This window comes from Porphyromonas levii (genome assembly GCF_018206105.1).
GTDB lineage: Bacteria > Bacteroidota > Bacteroidia > Bacteroidales > Porphyromonadaceae > Porphyromonas_A > Porphyromonas_A levii.
Genome location: NZ_JADRGN010000043.1, coordinates 1 through 16,556, shown reverse-complemented (window position 1 = coordinate 16,556; position 16,556 = coordinate 1). Strand labels below are relative to the sequence as shown.

14 protein-coding genes and 1 riboswitch are annotated in these 16,556 nt (G+C 45.1%); of the genes, 3 read left to right on the top strand and 11 right to left on the bottom strand.

Going from position 1 to position 16,556, the window contains the following annotated elements:
* The first annotated feature begins 13 nt into the window (after positions 1-13).
* Positions 14-487 (top strand): PaaI family thioesterase, encoded by a 474-nt coding sequence (locus tag IX315_RS08280; RefSeq protein ID WP_211635625.1) that lies wholly within the window; start codon positions 14-16, stop codon positions 485-487.
* A 45-nt stretch (positions 488-532) separates the two neighbouring features.
* On the opposite strand, the gene IX315_RS08275 is transcribed toward IX315_RS08280, so the two are convergent.
* Genes IX315_RS08275 through IX315_RS08250 form a run of 6 tightly spaced genes read right to left on the bottom strand, consistent with a single transcriptional unit; the run spans position 533 to position 8,773 of the window.
* Positions 533-886 (bottom strand): DUF2149 domain-containing protein, encoded by a 354-nt coding sequence (locus tag IX315_RS08275; RefSeq protein ID WP_018358612.1) that lies wholly within the window; start codon positions 884-886, stop codon positions 533-535.
* Positions 883-1,482 carry a MotA/TolQ/ExbB proton channel family protein gene (locus tag IX315_RS08270; RefSeq protein ID WP_211638898.1) on the bottom strand — a complete coding sequence of 200 codons (600 nt, stop codon included), beginning with the start codon at positions 1,480-1,482 and terminating at the stop codon, positions 883-885. Before IX315_RS08270 ends, IX315_RS08275 begins: the two co-directional genes overlap by 4 nt.
* A 12-nt stretch (positions 1,483-1,494) precedes the next feature.
* Positions 1,495-2,184, bottom strand: a complete 690-nt coding sequence (locus IX315_RS08265; RefSeq protein ID WP_211837356.1) for a hypothetical protein — start codon at positions 2,182-2,184, stop codon at positions 1,495-1,497.
* A gap of 9 nt (positions 2,185-2,193) precedes the next feature.
* Complete coding sequence (locus tag IX315_RS08260; protein ID WP_211837355.1) at positions 2,194-6,162, bottom strand: cobaltochelatase subunit CobN; 3,969 nt, start codon at positions 6,160-6,162, stop codon at positions 2,194-2,196.
* Positions 6,163-6,165: 3 nt separating this feature from the next.
* The gene (locus IX315_RS08255) at positions 6,166-6,765 is read right to left on the bottom strand and encodes an HmuY family protein (protein ID WP_134849921.1); all 600 of its coding nucleotides are present in this window, start codon (positions 6,763-6,765) and stop codon (positions 6,166-6,168) included.
* A 19-nt stretch (positions 6,766-6,784) separates the two neighbouring features.
* Positions 6,785-8,773, bottom strand: coding sequence for a TonB-dependent receptor plug domain-containing protein (locus IX315_RS08250; RefSeq protein ID WP_134849922.1), 1,989 nt, complete (start codon positions 8,771-8,773; stop codon positions 6,785-6,787).
* A 111-nt stretch (positions 8,774-8,884) separates the two neighbouring features.
* Positions 8,885-9,089: riboswitch (cobalamin riboswitch) on the bottom strand.
* A gap of 223 nt (positions 9,090-9,312) precedes the next feature.
* Between IX315_RS08250 and IX315_RS08245 the strand changes: the two genes are divergently transcribed.
* Complete coding sequence (locus tag IX315_RS08245) at positions 9,313-10,092, top strand: dihydroorotate dehydrogenase electron transfer subunit (protein WP_240704013.1); 780 nt, start codon at positions 9,313-9,315, stop codon at positions 10,090-10,092.
* 5 nt (positions 10,093-10,097) lie between these two features.
* Positions 10,098-11,012: a dihydroorotate dehydrogenase gene (locus IX315_RS08240; RefSeq protein ID WP_134849924.1), complete on the top strand. Its 915-nt coding sequence runs from the start codon at positions 10,098-10,100 to the stop codon at positions 11,010-11,012.
* 88 nt (positions 11,013-11,100) lie between these two features.
* Here IX315_RS08240 and IX315_RS08235 read toward each other — a convergent pair whose 3' ends face one another.
* The 5 genes from IX315_RS08235 to IX315_RS08215 are packed head-to-tail and all read right to left on the bottom strand — an operon-like array spanning position 11,101 to position 16,327.
* Entirely contained in the window at positions 11,101-12,147 is a 1,047-nt protein-coding gene (locus IX315_RS08235; protein ID WP_211831924.1) for a glycosyltransferase family 2 protein, read from the bottom strand.
* Between the two features lie 23 nt (positions 12,148-12,170).
* Positions 12,171-13,019: a glycosyltransferase family 2 protein gene (locus IX315_RS08230; protein ID WP_240704068.1), complete on the bottom strand. Its 849-nt coding sequence runs from the start codon at positions 13,017-13,019 to the stop codon at positions 12,171-12,173.
* 11 nt (positions 13,020-13,030) lie between these two features.
* Positions 13,031-14,044, bottom strand: coding sequence for a glycosyltransferase family 2 protein (locus IX315_RS08225; protein ID WP_018358602.1), 1,014 nt, complete (start codon positions 14,042-14,044; stop codon positions 13,031-13,033).
* A gap of 17 nt (positions 14,045-14,061) precedes the next feature.
* A complete protein-coding gene (locus IX315_RS08220) occupies positions 14,062-15,126 on the bottom strand; it encodes a glycosyltransferase family 4 protein (RefSeq protein WP_167620617.1) in 1,065 nt (354 codons plus the stop codon).
* Between the two features lie 4 nt (positions 15,127-15,130).
* Positions 15,131-16,327 carry a glycosyltransferase gene (locus tag IX315_RS08215; protein ID WP_134849634.1) on the bottom strand — a complete coding sequence of 399 codons (1,197 nt, stop codon included), beginning with the start codon at positions 16,325-16,327 and terminating at the stop codon, positions 15,131-15,133.
* Positions 16,328-16,556: the final 229 nt, after the last annotated feature.

Genomic DNA, 16,556 nt, shown 5'->3' with positions numbered 1-16,556 from the left:
CACATATAATAATATGAAAGCATTTCAAGATTACTATTCTGAAGAGTTTAGCCACTGCTATGGTTGTGGCTCAGCCAATGAGCATGGGCTCAAGATAAAAAGCTATTGGTATAATGATGATTCTACAAGTGATACCACTATTGCTCACTTCTTGCCACAAGAGCATTTTACTGGAGGTTTTCCTAAGAACGTCTATGGAGGGCTGATTGCTGCTATCCTCGACTGTCATGGCAATGGTACTGCAGCGGCTGCAGGCTATAGGCATTTTGGGCGGGCTATGGATACACTGCCTAATCTTCGCTATGTAACTGCCAATCTCAATATCAATTTTCTCTCGCCTACACCGATGGGACAATTGCTCGAGCTAAGGGCTGTTATCAAGGAGGTCACCGACCGAAAAGTGGTGATGGAGCTTGAGCTATGGGCGGCAGACAAACTGAGAGTAAGCGGTAGTATGGTCTCTGTTCTCCTCAATCAAGGAAAGTAGTGACAGAAGAGTCTTATTAAACGACGATGGGTGTGCCTCTTGCCATCACTCGGGAACGTAGATAATCTCGCCGTTCTCTAGCTCGTAAGCAACACCCACTTTGCGCCCTTTCTTCTGTTCTGAGGTATGTGGTTCTTCGCTTGGGGTGTATTTTTTTATGGTCTTACCCTCCTTGGTGATGATGATCATGTCCTCTTCTCCTGGGTTTTTGACCATGGTAAAGTCGTCGTCAGTAAAGACCTCGCTCATATTGAGGTGTAATACCATCGCCACCATGAGGGCTACGGCAAATACCATTGCTACATCGAACAGATTGGCAATCACGCTTAGCGGGTCGTCGTTTCCCGTCCCAAAAGCGTGTTTCCTCTTATTGCGCCTATTTCTTTTTGTCTCTCTCATTGCTTTGCTTGCTGGTCTAAGATTGAGGCAACATATTCTAGCCGATTGAGGTCATTGGCATACCACCGTTGCTTGAGTGACGTGGTCAAAATGCCCACCAGCGCAATAACGATACCGACTACCGTAGTGGCAAAAACGATTTGCATATTATACGCCATGCCTGTGATGTCGCCTTGTGATAGTCCGACGAGTGCAGGGCTCATGGCGATAAGCGTACCCATGAGTCCCAGCATTGGACCTACCTTGCTCATGAGTCGGGGGAAGAGGAGTTCACGCTCCACTCTATTTTCAAAGCTATTGAGGAGATAGTCTGAATAGTCGGGAGATGGGGATGCCGAAAGGAGCTCTCTGAGGTAGTTCGTGAATAGGGTATTGTCTTTCTGAGGGAGCAGACCGAAGAGTGCCCCAGTCGTTTCTAGTGATAGCTCCTTTATAGGCTGAGAGAAAATCCTATCGTACTTCCGTTTGGTTCGGAACTGACTATAGAGCTCCCCTAGCATAATGATGGATCGAATGAAGAGGAGTAGCAGGAGGATTATGTCCGGTACGAGTAGACTATTTGCCACCCAGAAGAGCGCTTTGGATATGAATTCCATTTTGTAGTTTGCTTATATATTTACTTTCTTATTCTGTCTATACTTACCTATGCTATAGCCTATGATGAATAGCAATGAGAAGAGGCATAACCCTATGAGTAGAGCACGGATATCGGGGTGCTCAAGGCGCTGTGGCAAATAAACCGTTTCGGCAGATGCTGTGGCGATGAAGCCAGTTATACAGACGAATAGGTTGAAGATAAAGGAGAGCTCTAGCCTTAATTCCTCTTCGGGGAAGAGGTATTTCAATAACTGAGTCAGTAGGGGGATGAGGACTAATACACCCCCAATCGTGCTATATGCGATGAGTGAGAAGTCGGTTCCTGTGAGGTGAAAAAATAGCTGGGTGAGGATGTAGAATAGTGCTGGAAATAGAAGTAATGGCGGGTAGTACTCGATAAGTTTAGCATACCATTTCTGAATCGGTGCCCCTAGTATGGACTGGAGGTGCACGAATACATAGCTGATAAGAAGAAGTGCTTCGAAGGTTACGAGCACTGATAAGTCTTGGAGGGTCTCAGTGGCATACAACCATTCCAGCCATTGGGTTTTGGACTGCAGTGTCCCCAGTTGCCATGTGCTGCCGATGAAAAGGGCAACGACTATCGCATAGAGGAGGCTATGCCACCACTTTACAAAGGTAAGCCGCAGAAGCGAATTGAGAAGAACAAATAGTATCAGTACTACAAATAAGGATTCCATACTTTCCCTTTAATATTGTCTCTTCCGTCTACGTAGGAGTAGGGTAACGGTAAGGAGGAGAGCCCCAATGGCGATACCTCCTATGAGGAGTCCGCTATTGGATTCATCTTTGTCCGCCGTTTGGTACATCTCTTCTTTGAGCACCACCTCTTTTTGACCGCTCTCAACTTGCTCTCCCTTTATAATCCGTTGGTATGCTGCTTTATTTGTAGAGATATGAGCGGAGATATACTTCTGAAGCTCTTCATTTGAGTCTGAGAATTCCGATCCACTAGCTCCATATTTAATAGTGAGGTCACTATGTAATTGTGCTAAGTGGTCTATTTTATCTGCCGAGGCTTCCCACATCCCTTTGCGTATGGTTTCCAACATCACTGCGGTTATCTCTTGGAGTGCGGCAGGATTAGTCTGCGCAAAATATTCTTGTACCTCCAAGCCAAGGGCATCCTCTATGTAGATGCTATAGAGTTTGTCCCACCAGTTGTTATCCAATACATCAGTCCTCATGGCTTTCCAGCCATAGGCATTGCGTATGGTCTTCGCAATGGTATTTGCTGTAGAGGCTCCACCTTTCATCTTCTCTCTGATATATTCAGGATTAAAGATAGTGGTACGACTCTCCACACCCATAGCCTCTTTGAGACCTTGCATACGTGGGCGGAAGCGATTGCGATAGTCCGAGAGATACATCTCAGGTGCTTTGCCTGTGACCTCTTCTACAGCATTGCTGATGCCACCCATAAATTCATACATGTGGTCAAGGCTTAGTGCACCCCAAGTGTTATTCTGACGTGGTTGGACAACGATATCGGTATTGCTTAGCGCAGCACGAAGTAGGTCTTCGTGGTACTCACCCCAAGATTCTGTAGTACCATAAATGGCTCCCATATTCTTTAGATAAGTCTCTGCTATTTCACTCCGCTCTTGCCAAGCATCTCCCTTCTCTACCAATTCCTTTATACCTGTGCCGTAGCCTCCATTGAGCCCTCCGAAGATGCGCATATTGGCAAGGGTTCTTGCCTGAGCAGGAGAGACGCCTTTTTCCACAAGTTGTTGTTCTACACTTAGGTTCCCTTTTCGTAGATAATTATTCTCGGGTGCATCTGTTGTTGATGCCGCCAGCTCTATTGCTTTATTCAGGAGTATCAATCGGGAGGTAGCGAGATCGCGAAGCTGTCCGGATACTTGCACTACGATATCTATGCGCGGGCGCCCTAGTTCTTCAGCGGGGATAAGCCTAATATCTGTGACTCTGCCCATTCGGTCTCTTATGGGCTCCACCCCAATCATAGCCATTGCCTGAGCTACAGTAGCGCCTTCGCTCTCGATAAATTCCCCAGCCCAGAAGGTATAGCTCACCTTGGTAGGGTACGTACCATGGCTCTTGAGATAATTTTGTAGGGTTTGTTCAGCTAATTGTTTCCCCGTATTCCATGCCTTCTCGGAGGGAGTAGACTCTGCGTTGATAGAGTATAGATTGCGCCCGGTAGGGAGTGCATTTGGAGAGCGAACCGCATCTCCGCCTGGTCCAGGAGCTATGTATCCACCATTGAGCCCTTGGATAAGAGCGTCCATCTCCAAGGAGGGAGAAGAGACCAATAGGTTGCGGTAAGTCAGTAGGTCGTTGACGGAGGCTTTTAAGCCATTAAGTAGAACTAAACCAGCTGAGTCGTTTGCCGCTATCTTATGGGTGATAGCGCTAAGGATAGAAGATGAGTTGCCACTTTTTATTGCCTGAACAACGAGAGGTGTTAGGCGTTGGAGGTAGTGTTTGGAGGCGAATGCGGCGCTCTCATATTCCTTAGGTGTAATCTTGCCGAAGTGACGGTCTAACTGAGCCCATTGGTAAGCTATAGCATCAATACCCATAGCCTTGACTGTCTCTACTATTTCGTCGGGGGTGTAGGGTTCCCCTAGTGTGTAGAGTTTTCCTGTGATTTTCTCATTAGCAATCTCCTCTAGGAAGTTCTCTATATAGGTGACTTCCTCTTCGGAGTAAGGTTTGTTGGGGTTATCATCAAGCTGAAGGTCGGTGTGGAGATTGAGACGTAGGCATTCCCGCTTGAATGCAAGCCCCTTCTCCCTACTATTATCAGCGTACACCTCTTCCAGGAGGGTAAATAGTTCTTGGTATTGTTGGCGTGTTTTACTCTCTCTAAATGGTGGGGTGAGGTAGGAGACAATAGCTGCGTGTGTCCTTCGCTTAGCGATGACACTCTCCCCGATATTAGAGATGCTGTAGTAGTAGAAGTGCGGAAGGGTACCTATCAAGGCATGGCTCCAATCGTAATGAGAGAGGGCTACTTGCTTGCCTGGGATAAATTCGAGGTTACCATGGGTGCCGAAGTGTACTAGTGCATCGGCTTGGAATCCTTCGTTGATCCATAGGTATTCAGCAATGTAACTATGAGGGGGTGGTAGTTCCACTCCATGTACCATCTTGAACTGGTCTTCGGTAAACGATGGTGACTGCTGTGGTAGAAGTACGATGTTGCCATATTGCAGCCTTGCTACGGCGATTGCGGGTTCACCCTTGGGGGTGAGTGTATTCATGTAATCCCCAGGCGCTACACCGTATTGCTGTACCACCTCATCGTACTTTGAGGCATGTAGGCGTTTCCCAACCCACTTCTCGTAGTCAGAGACCGTGATGAGTTGAGGATGCTCGTTTTGGATATACTCGTCAAGTAGTTTGCCTGAGTAGTTGCGCCATATAGCGCCTTGCTTATTGATTTCCTTAGTAAATGCTTCTAACGAACTGGGTAGTCCATCTACATTATAGCCCTCACTTTGAAGCCTTTTCAGGAAGTTGTACAATGAAGGAACTACCTCCAGACCCGCAGCTACCAAGGAGTTGTTGCCTGGTCCTCGGAAGTATACAATGGCTACTTTCTTATCGGCATTGCGCTGTTCCCTCAAATGCATATAGCGATCCACAGTCTCCATAAATTGTTTGATGCCCTCGGGCTGTGCTTCTACTGTAACAAGATTATCGCCTTGGGCTTGTTCTGTGGCAATCACCATTGGGAGTATTCCACCGTCTAGTTCGGCTAGGGTTACTCTTGCGGTAAGGGATCCTGCAGATAGTCCTACTTTGTCCTCCAGCCATTGGTCCTCGGTCTCACTAACCGGAATAGGGCAGAAGGTAGGTATATTGTGCTGGGCTAACCAAGTGTCCCCTTCGTTGGTAGCAAGTCGCCCCATAGGAATATACACTAGTCCATCGGGGTGTATCTGTGTGAGAAGATCTAGCCGGTGTCTGGTAGAGAGAAAGGGATAGACATTGTAGCCTATTTTAGTGAGCCCCTCTATCAGTGTGTCTACGTGAGCTCTGTTGCCTTCCAATGGTGCGAGCGTGCCCGAGATAAGAGCTAAGCGCTTCCCTTCGGGGTGGTATAGACCTTTGCTTTTAAGGTATGCAGTAAGCTCATCAGCGCTTTGGAAATACTCTTTGTCGCTAGTGTAGTAAAATAGATCTTCTGGTATGATTTCAGGCGCCTTTGCCTTGTGTGAAAATAGTTTCTTAGGGTCTAGTTCTGCTCTGATATACCTTAGGAGGTTACGGAAATTATCTTTGCTACGATGTATATAGTAGAGGTTGAGTTGTTCTCTTTGCTCATCAGTGATGTTGTGACTCTGAATGCGATTGCTTTGCATCACATAAGAGTAAATAGGGATGCCCTTTTGCTTCGCCTTCTCAATAGCTTCTTGCTGTTCGTCAGTGGGTCGGAATCCAGCGCCGAAAATAAGAATAGCGTCGTAGTTAGGAAGACTAGAAGCCTCCTCCTCTGGTACTGAGTGTACTTTTATCTGCCAGTCTTCATTGGCGTATACGAAGTTCGATGCCTGATACGCTGGGAAGTGGACGAGTGCGATCTCAGTAGGAGCTATATAGCGGCGGTACCCCCATAGCAATCCAAGTGCCACTATGATTGTCCCTATACCGATAAGGAGGAGACTTCTATTCTTCTTTTTCATACTTTACTTCTTAGTTGGCGTGAAAGGGTATTCGTACCTCATCGTGATGTGTTTATTCTCAAATGATACCATCTGTACCTTAGCAATCTTGCCATTGGCACCTTTTACAAGGAAGATAGAGTTGTCGTACTTGTGAGGAGGACGACCACCACTTGCTAGCCAACTTTGCAGTAGCACATTGCCGGGTACCATTTCAAACTGTGGCGGCATAATAGGAGCGCCTTTGTCGTTTACTTTAGCGACACGGATACTCTTATCCACTTCCCAAGAAGCTCCTGCAGGGATAGCCATTACAGCTCCAAAGGTAAGTTCTTTTGTCTTAATAACACCGCCCTGTCCTTTGCCAGATGCCCCACCATTAGTGCGGGGGTAGTGACCTCTGAAGGCAATATCCCATCCCAAGTTGTTGTTATAATCTGCGTCACTTACCGTCACTACAGTGCCTTTCTCGAAAGAGAAGTAGACGAACTTGCCGTAGTTGGAAGCGTCGATGACGACCGTCTTTACCTCCGTCGTTTGGGGGGTATCCTTCTTGTCGCCTTTACACGAGGAGAAGCCCAAGAGAGCTAATCCAATCAAAAAAGTAGTAGTAATCTTTTTCATTGTAATACTTATTAATTATTTAGAAGTTGAAAGTAATCTTTCCGAAGAATCGTCTTCCCGGATCAAAGGTTGTCAGATCTTCTGGATCCGTAAAGTTGAAGATGTTTTGCACCCCAAGTGAGAGCGAGACATTCATATCTCCCTTCTCCCAGGGTGTCATCTGTGCAGTAGCACGCCATAGAGAGTATGCACTTTTTGTGCGTTCTTCTACAGTGATCTCCTCTTTTCCCGTAGTGCTATTGATGCTTTTACGCTCCTGGTCATACATCTTTGGGGATATCCATCGACCTGAGATAGTGAGAGAACTTTGCTTCCCTAGTAGTCGTCCTCTAATAGAAACTACACCACTCGCAGAGTGCTTGGCATTGCCCTGAAGCTGCAGCCCATTCTCCATATTGATAGCATCTGTGAAAGTGTAATTTGCACGTATAGCTAGCCAAGAGAGAGGATAGATGTCGGTGTTGACCTCCATGCCCCTAATCCTTACCTGACCAATATTCCTGTATCTTAGCTCCGTCCACTCTTCTCCGTTATCATTTGTGACTCGTACGAATGAGGATTGTATCTTGTCTCGTAGGGTATTCTGATACACCTCACCACTTATGGCGAATGAGGGCATACGGTATTCAAGAGATAGGTAGCCGTATTGTGAACGCTCTGCCTTGAGGTTAGGATTACCGATGTTGTGAGATACTGCTCCCATCATGAAGTCGGAGTAGAGTTCCGTATTATTGGGTGCCTTGAAGCCCATGCTATAGCCCGTTCTCACCTTGAAATACTTAGTAGGAGCGTACATTAAATTAACCTTAGGGGTGAAGGCATTCCCAAATGCTGAGTGGTGAGTGTACCTTGCTCCACCAGTTAGATTAAGGATAGGGAGTAACTGCCAGTCACCCTGAGCAAATAGGTTGAGGTCGTATACCTGTCGTGTCTTAGTCTCTTTGCCAAACTGGATATCGCTATAGTCCTTATTGATATTCACCTCAGTACCGCCAATAAACTCCAGTTGGCTGAGGGGCTTAAGTATATCCGTTAGTCTGATTGTGTGCTGATGAAACTTAGCATCAGCAGGCTGTGTCTTACCTTTTATTATGGTATGGCGGGTATAGTGGTCAGCAAAGTAAGATAGGCTTAGTTTATGTATGCCTACTGTGTGCTCACCTAAAATACTATAAGAGAAGTTACTATTCCGATACCTATCTTCCTTAATACTAAGCGGTGGATTGAACTGGTCTTGAAGAAATAAGTCAAGGCTTCCAGTTAACTGTGTAGCCCCTCTCTCCCACCATAGTTTTTGCTGTAGACTATAGTTGCGATACGGATTAATAGTGTAGATCTGCTGATTCTCGGGATTTAGGTTGTAGCCTTTTGTGCCGAAGTAGTATATTGAGGTGCGTCCCGACCAGACACCATGCTTGCCTCCTATACTGAGATCTGCTATGCTGTTATTGAACTTCCCATACTGGAAAGACCCTGAGCCCTCAAGCTTACGTGCCGGTTTCTTGGTGATGATATTGATAACCATGCCGATGGCATTAGAGCCATAGAGAACCGATGAAGCACCTTTGACGATTTCGATCTGTTTTATGTTGCTTTGGGAGATACGGCTAAGGTCAATATTCCCTCCTGGGGTCTTAGCAAGACGTTCTCCGTCCACGAGTACGAGAATGTAGCTATTCTCCAGTCCTTGGGCTTGCATATTGATGCCTCGACCATCCCTTTTGAAGGAAAGCCCTGGTAGGTTATATTGGAGGAGCTCGGTTATATTCTCAAAGTTGCTAGATGTTATCTCTACATCCCCAATGACGCGAGTTAGTATGGGCGCAGCCGATATAGCCTTGGGCGTTCGTGTCGCTGTTACGACAAATTCATCGAGGTACTTATCCCACCGCATTGTACTATCATTGTGCTCAGGAGCGGTGTAGTTCATATCGGTTTGGGCATACAAAGAAGTCCCTACAATAAATATGAAGTTGAGCAATAGGAAGAGCTCGAAAGATTTCTTCATGGTTATACAAATAGTTCCTATACCATACCAAGTGCTAGTAACTTGCCCATCTATAATAGTCTAGACCACTTAACCTCACACCCGGAATAGTTAGTGAAAACATTGCTTTCAATAAGTTATTACGCTTTGGCAGGTCTCCTGGCTTATTCCATCAGCACACAGAGCCTTCCCATCCTATTGTCTTGCAGAGTATGGACAGTGGCTTACGGATATCTACATGCCTTTATAGAATTTACAGTAGCGGGTACTGCTCCAGACTTTCACTGGATTCCCTTTTCAATGAGCTAGGAGGAACTCCATAGCTTATCACCAAATTTTATCGCTGCAAAGGTAGAGATAATTCTAATCGTGTGCAACCTTAAGGGCGCAAATAACTATTAGTAGAACCCTGAAGTAATGCTACTTGTGAGAAATACATGACAGCATACTCTGGATAGGCTCCGTATAGAGAAGCATCCTTCTCTATGCGGAGGATGTGGGTGAAAGGGAAATTATAGTTAATTTTGTAGGCAATATGGGAAGTGGGTATTGGCAATCGTATGAAGAAGGATATATTTGATATTGAAATGGAGCTGGTGGGACGGGAAGTCTACTCCGATAGACTTTTCTTGGGTCACTTTGCGCCTACCAACCGTGAGCAAGTAGTACCAATTTGTCTGCCTGGGCAGTTCGTGGAGATACAGGTTAAGAATTGCGATGGCGTGATGCTTCGCCGCCCTATATCGGTCTACGCAGCAACCGAGAGAACTCTCGATCTACTTATTCAAAATGCGGGTAAAGGCACAGAAGTATTATGCAATGCTCCAGTAGGGAGTCGGTTCAATATCCTATTGCCCTTGGGTAATACATTCCGTATACCTGAGGCAGGAGCCCGTCCGCTGCTTGTAGGTGGCGGAGTAGGGGTAGCCCCTATGTATGCGCTTGGTTGTGCTATGAAAGCTAAGGGAATCGAGCCTACTTTCCTTCTAGGAGCTAGGAGCGCGGGGCACTTCTCCGATCTTTCTCATTTCGAGTCTGTAGGGGAGCTGTTTATTACTACTGAAGACGCTTCTCTAGGGGAGCAAGGATATGTGACTCAGCACTCGATATTAAGAGCACAGAAGTTTACACATACATATATGTGTGGTCCTACACCGATGATGAAGGCCGTAGCTCGTTGGGCACGCGAGGAAGGCATCCCATCTCAGGCATCGCTCGAAAATCACATGGCTTGTGGTATAGGTGTGTGCCTCTGCTGTGTAGAACCGACAGTAAAGGGACATAAGACGGTTTGTAATGATGGTCCTGTATTTGATACTACCGAACTACTTTGGGACTAAGCGCTATGGAGAAGAATCTAGTGGTTAGAATAGGAGAGGCGGAACTGAAGAATCCAATCACAGTAGCTTCAGGTACATTCGGAGATGGTCTCCTAATGAATAGGATCTACGATGTCTCTTGCTTGGGAGGAATTTTTACTAAGGGAACCACGCTAGAGCCGCGCGAGGGTAATGCGCCCCAGCGTATGGCGGAGACTCCTTCGGGAATGCTCAATGCCGTGGGCTTGCAGAATAAAGGGCTGGAGTACTATGTTACCCAAACGTATCCTGAAGTGATGAAGTTAGGCACCGAGATTATTCCTAATGTCAATGGGTCTACAATAGACGATTATATCGCAGTGGCTTCGGCAATGGATAAGTTGGAGGGTATTCGTGCGATGGAGCTGAATATCTCTTGCCCCAATGTGAAGAATGGGGGTATGGCTTTCGGTGTCTCTGAGAAAGGAATTGCTGAGATTGTCTCAGAGATTCGGAGGGTGTATAGCCATACGCTTATTGTAAAACTCTCGCCCAATGTGACTGATATAGCTCGTATGGCGTGCATAGCCGAGGAGTATGGTGCGGATGCGGTGTCATTGGTCAATACTTTTCTTGGTATGGCGATAGATGCGCATAAGCAGAAACCTATCCTTTCGACTGTGACAGGTGGGCTTTCGGGACCAGCCATTAAGCCAATTGCCCTCCGTATGGTATGGCAAGTAGCCCGTGCAGTACATATTCCTGTGGTGGGGATTGGAGGCATTACCAATGGTTTGGATGCTATCGAATTCATGCTGGCAGGGGCAACTGCCGTGCAAGTGGGTACTTACAATTTTGTGGATCCTCTCGCTCCACAAAAGATGATAAAGGAGATTGAAACCTATTTGGAGCGTTATGGCATCAAGGATGTAAATGAACTCATAGGTGCTCTTGAGGTCTAAGCTAATAAAAAGAGTGCAAATACAAAAGAGACCGTTGCATAATGCCTTTGATACAAAGGCTAAGCATTATGCCATGGTCTCTTTGTGTTTAATTAGAGTCAGGCTGCTCATTATTCTGAAAATGCTGTTTGACTTTTATTTTTTTTCTCTTGAGAAGTTGTTTGACACGTATCCAACGCTTGACAGCTTGGTAGTTTCGAGCATAGAAAAGATATTTTCGAGCCTTAAATGGGTAGTAACCACCTTCCTTCAGTCTCTTGGTTATATATTGCAAATCATCGGAAAGATTTTCTTCTATTTCATTACTTTCTTCCTTGCACGAGATGTGCAGATGCATATGGTAGGTCAGACTATACAATATGCTTGTTTTGATTAATGGTGGATATGGATAAGACCATTCTGAAAGCATAATATCAATTACCTTCTTGTATGATATTGCTGCCTTTCTGTTGTAGGTGTTCCAAATACTTTTTGTTATTGAGTTCTCATGCCTATAATAAACATATAGCGTTTGGTTTATTTTTACCATGGCATTTATATGTTTTATATATCTTATTACAAATACTTCATCTTCTGCAATAACTACCCCAGGAGGAACTATTATTCCGAATTCCTCAATGATACTTTTCTTAAAAACGTACATCCACATTGAACAACTCCCGAGTATTTTATAATTATTAAGGATGTCCTTTTGGCTATATACTTCTGAATTATCTTTTACTATTGTTTTATTTGATTCATGTTTCCCACTTATAGTTCCAACTTCCGAGTATTGAATTTGATAGAAATCCAAATTGTTCTCGTTTATAGCTTTCGTAATCTCTTCTATGTAGTTGGGAAGCACGTAGTCATCTGGATCACAAAATGTAATCCAATTGCCAGTGGATATGGATATTCCTGTATTTCTTGCTGCAGATACACCTTGATTTGATTGCTCAATATATTTGATATATGGGTATTTGCTGATATATGGTTGGGCTACTATATCCGATTTGTCAGGTGAACCGTCATTTACTAGTATAATTTCGTATGGTTGTAAAGTCTGGTTCACTAGTGAGTCAAGGCATTTTTCTAAGAACTTCTCTGCCTTATATATTGGTATAATTACTGAGATTGTAGTAGGTATATTCATCATTGTATAAAGTATTATATCATTAGTTATATAAAAGTACCCTCAAATCGCTCTGGGAGCTTTACTACCTTGGGGGCAGAGTAGGGCATCATAGGCTTATTGAGTGCAAAAATAGGGCGGAAGATGGTCTGCAACTTCCTAGCACGCTCAAAGATAAGGTCGCCATCTATTGGATTGGTATGAGTGGTGAGTGCCACAGTGCGAGCACGCCTGCCTAAGTGGGCTTCCCATCCAGCATCAATCCTGGTAGAGTCGCCCGCCCTCTTGACAATAATCTCTAGGTCACAATAACCCGTATGTACCAAGTATAGGTCGGGTGCTATATGGAAATTGTGTCCCTTCACCCTATGGAAACCAGAGCCCCAACGAAGGGGTCTCGCGAGTATCGAGGCTTTTGTGTAGCGTGACGAGAGGACGGCATATCTGCGCTGGGCTAATATCGATTGAGTAGGATCCAATGGCAGAGGTTCGTCTTGTCGTCTTTGCCCTAAGTCAAGCCCGAGCGGTGAGAGCGAACTTGAGATAGGAGCATGGGTAAGGTATTCCTTGAGAGAAATACCGTGCTTGGGGTCTACTATGATAAATTCGTCGGCATCGGTGCCTATCACTCTGTCGTACCCTCTTTGGAATAGCTGCGCTGCTAAGTCCGATAGCAAGCCAATCCGATACTTATCACCTTGAGTTCTGGATAGTGTACGGTGTGGCACCTTCCTTATATTCGTACCTTCATGATTGTATGGTAACTCCTGATCTTCACCATCTAGAGTGATATAGAGGTGCTCTTTACCCAGCTCTTTCCCGTAGTATTCAATCCATCGAGAGAGAAAGAAGAGATCGTTACGAGCCATCGTAATGGCAGCTATCTTTAGTGACATAGGGCTATTCATTAGTTATTCGATTCGATAAACTCCTTTATTCTTAGGCGGTAGTACTCCTCCTTTTTGTTTGTAGGCTGGTCAAAGGCACCTTGCTTCCATAGCGCTTTGAGACGCTTCCCCACGCCCTCGCATTGATCACTTTTGGCTATCAGATGTAAGTGCTTGGCAATGTGTTTGATAATCACTGGCCACATGCAATGCTTGCCCCATTGATCCTTTTGATAGTCTGTAGCTCTTGTCTTGTAGAGTTGATAGCTATGCTCCAATCCTGCAATCCAATTGAGCGTTTTATGGGCTTGCACACTACTTCTCACAATAGAGCGTTTGTTCGGGAAGTAATAGTAAAAAGGGAGATTCGTAATAGTGACCTTCGGATTCTTCAGGATTACTTCGCTCCACCATGGAAAGTCCTCGAAGGTAATGCCTTTGAGGAAAGGCACATCTATTACTAGCTCTCTTTTGAGTAGGTGTCGTACCACAAAGAAGTGCTTAATCGGGTATTTTATTTTTGTATGGCTATCCTCCGTGACATGTGCAAAGACATCTTCAGTAACGTAGCTGTCTACTTTCCGGAGGTCATATCTCTTATTGATCCCAAGGGGTAGAGCAGAGTCTACATTATACCCGAGGTAGGACATAAACCTGATTTGGAGGTGGAAGAACTGATCCTTGTACCAAGAGACAATGTCGGAATTATCCCTTTGGGCTAATCCTAATGCTATCTCCATGGTCTGGGGGTGTATCAAGTCGTCAGAGTCTAGAAACATGATATATGCACCAGTACTATGCGCTAGTCCTACGTTCCTTGCATCCGATAGCCCTCCATTATCTTTCGTGACCACCTTTATGCGGTCGTCTCTCAGTGCGTACTCACTAAGTATAGCATCACTATTATCAGGGCTGCCGTCATTCACACAGATAGCTTCCCAATCGGTATAGGTTTGCTGGAGCACACTATCCAGACAGCGTCTCAGGTACCTCTCGACATTATACACCGGAATGATTACTGAAATTGTAGGCATAAGATAGTGTATAAATATTAATCTTTACTAGTCATTTGCTCAATAAGGTCGACCCACTTAGTGGTGATGACTTTATTTCCAAACCTCTCTACTTGCACAAGCGCTTCTTTTGCCATCTCTTCTCTCATCGTGGGGTTGGAAATTATCGTAGAAAGGGCTTCTGCAAATGCATCTACATCTCCATTGGGGACGAGTAAACCAGTCTCCCCATGAGAGACAATCTCTCTTGGACCATGAGGACAATCAAAGCTGACTACTGGAAGCCCTAGTTGCATGGCTTCCACGAGCACTAGCCCAAAGCCTTCGTACCTGGATGACAGTGCATAAATCGATGCGTCTTGGTATTCCTTTGTGATTTCGGGGGTCGCAGGGAGCATTTCTATGCGCTGTTCGATGCCCAGCTGGGCTATGAGCTGTAGTAATCGTTTCTCCCATCTGCCCGATCCCACGATGCGTAACTTCCAATCGGGGTATAACTTTTCGATCTTTGCCCAAGCCTTGATGAGTAAGTCAAAGCCCTTTTGTCCTGCCAGTCTTCCCACTGCGAGTATTCGCTTATTTTCTAGACTAGAAGGGGTGGATTTAGGGAGCGTAACTGGGTTAGGTATACAATGCACATCAGAAGAAGGGAACTTCTTCTGCCATGATTCCTTATCTGCATTCGAGAGCGTTACAATCATACATCTGCGAGCATAAAACTTCCTATACAGGTTGTGGAGCGGATGGGCAGAGATGGTCGCATTGAGGTGTTCCCAGCCTATCGCTGGGCAATCTCCTATAGCCCGCAATATGAAAAGGGGACGATTAGTGCCAGAGATCACCACAAGGTCTGGGCGCTCTTCTTTCATCCATGCCTTGAGCCTCGCGCTCCTGCTTCTTCCCCGTACATCATTTAGGTTGTACAGCCCAATCTCCTCGGGGATATCAAAATAAGGTGTTCCTCGCTGTAGGCATAGGATAGAGACACGGTAACCCACATTGGCAAGCATCGAAGCAACGACAATCGTTACCCGCTCTATGCCTCCCATATCGTGTAGCCCACGTACTATGAATGTGATATGTTTCCTGTTAACTGTATTCATGATGCTAGTCATTATTGCTGGTGTGAGAAAGACCTAGTGAAGTGAATAGTTCGTACCACATAGGGAGAATGTTTTCAATCGCGAACTTTTTACTGTGTTGTCGTGCGCTCTCCGCCATTGTGGCGAGACGCTTCTCGTCTTTCATGAGATTGGATAGTTCTTGACTATAAGAGTCCATGTCATTGGTTGGTACAGTGATACCTGTCACCCCATTCTGTATAATATCTTGGAGCGAAGCGAAGTTTTCAAAAGCAATCGGAATAACACCATGTCTTTGAGCCTCTATCAAGACGAGTGGAAGCCCTTCAAAATCACTTGTCAATAGTAATATCTTCGCTTTCTGATAATACGGCTCAGGATTTTGGAACCCCAAGAAATGGCATCGTTGCGCTAGGCTCTCAGATAGCTTTTTTATGGCTTCGTACAGTTCTCCCCCTCCTAGAAAATTAATACACCACTCGGGGAATTGATCTTGTAGGCATGTCCATATCTGTAATGCCTTTTCTGGTCTTTTGAGCCCGGTCATTCGCCCTACCCATAGTAGCTCATTGCACTTGTCTTGTTTTCGTGGCATATTGGCTAAGCTACCTACGGGATTGGGAATTGCGGCGTATTTGTGGGAATTCTTCTCGCCAGTCATAGCTATTGCCTCAGAGAAGAATCGTTCCGAAAGGAGGATTATTTTGTCATAGTGATTGAGCCGATAACGTAATGCCTTTTTGGTCTTGGCTCGCTCTCGTCTTGCTATTTGCGCTTTTGTCATCACAAACTCTTTGAACCTCTTCTTCTCAGAAATACCAAGGGTGCTATTGTCTCCCATTCGGCTCCATAGGCATTCATGACCTTGAGGACTGGTATGGTAAAGGGTTACGACTTTAACACCTGTCTTCTCCTTTACCGCTGCAATCATCTTGAGATACTTGAGTTTGTTATGGTGGAAATTATCTATTATGATGTCGATTTTATTGCGTAGTACAAAGTCGCATAGCAGACGAATTCTAACAGAGTTAAGACTACTAAACTTATGTTCGTCGAGTACCAAGTAAGGGTAAGGCGCCTTATACTTCGTTTCATTGTGTACAGTGGCATAGAATATCGAGTGTCCATCCTTGGAAAAATACTCAGAAAGGGTGTCTACTACCCTTTCTGTTCCTCCCTTTTGGGGGTTAAAACCACTGTGGTTATAAAACAAAATGTTCATACACTATACTCGGTATTATTACTCCATTATTCATCAAATTATCGCCTTGATACAAAGGTACTAAAAGTATTGTTGCTGAACTATCCTATTTCATTACTTGCGAGATGATAGATCTCTGGCTTGTCCACTACCATAGTTCGGCTCCTCTACGATTTGGAGAATACTCTTCACCATATTGGCTCGCGCTAGTACCAAAATTTATTCCTAGGAATAAATTTATTTTTCTCTA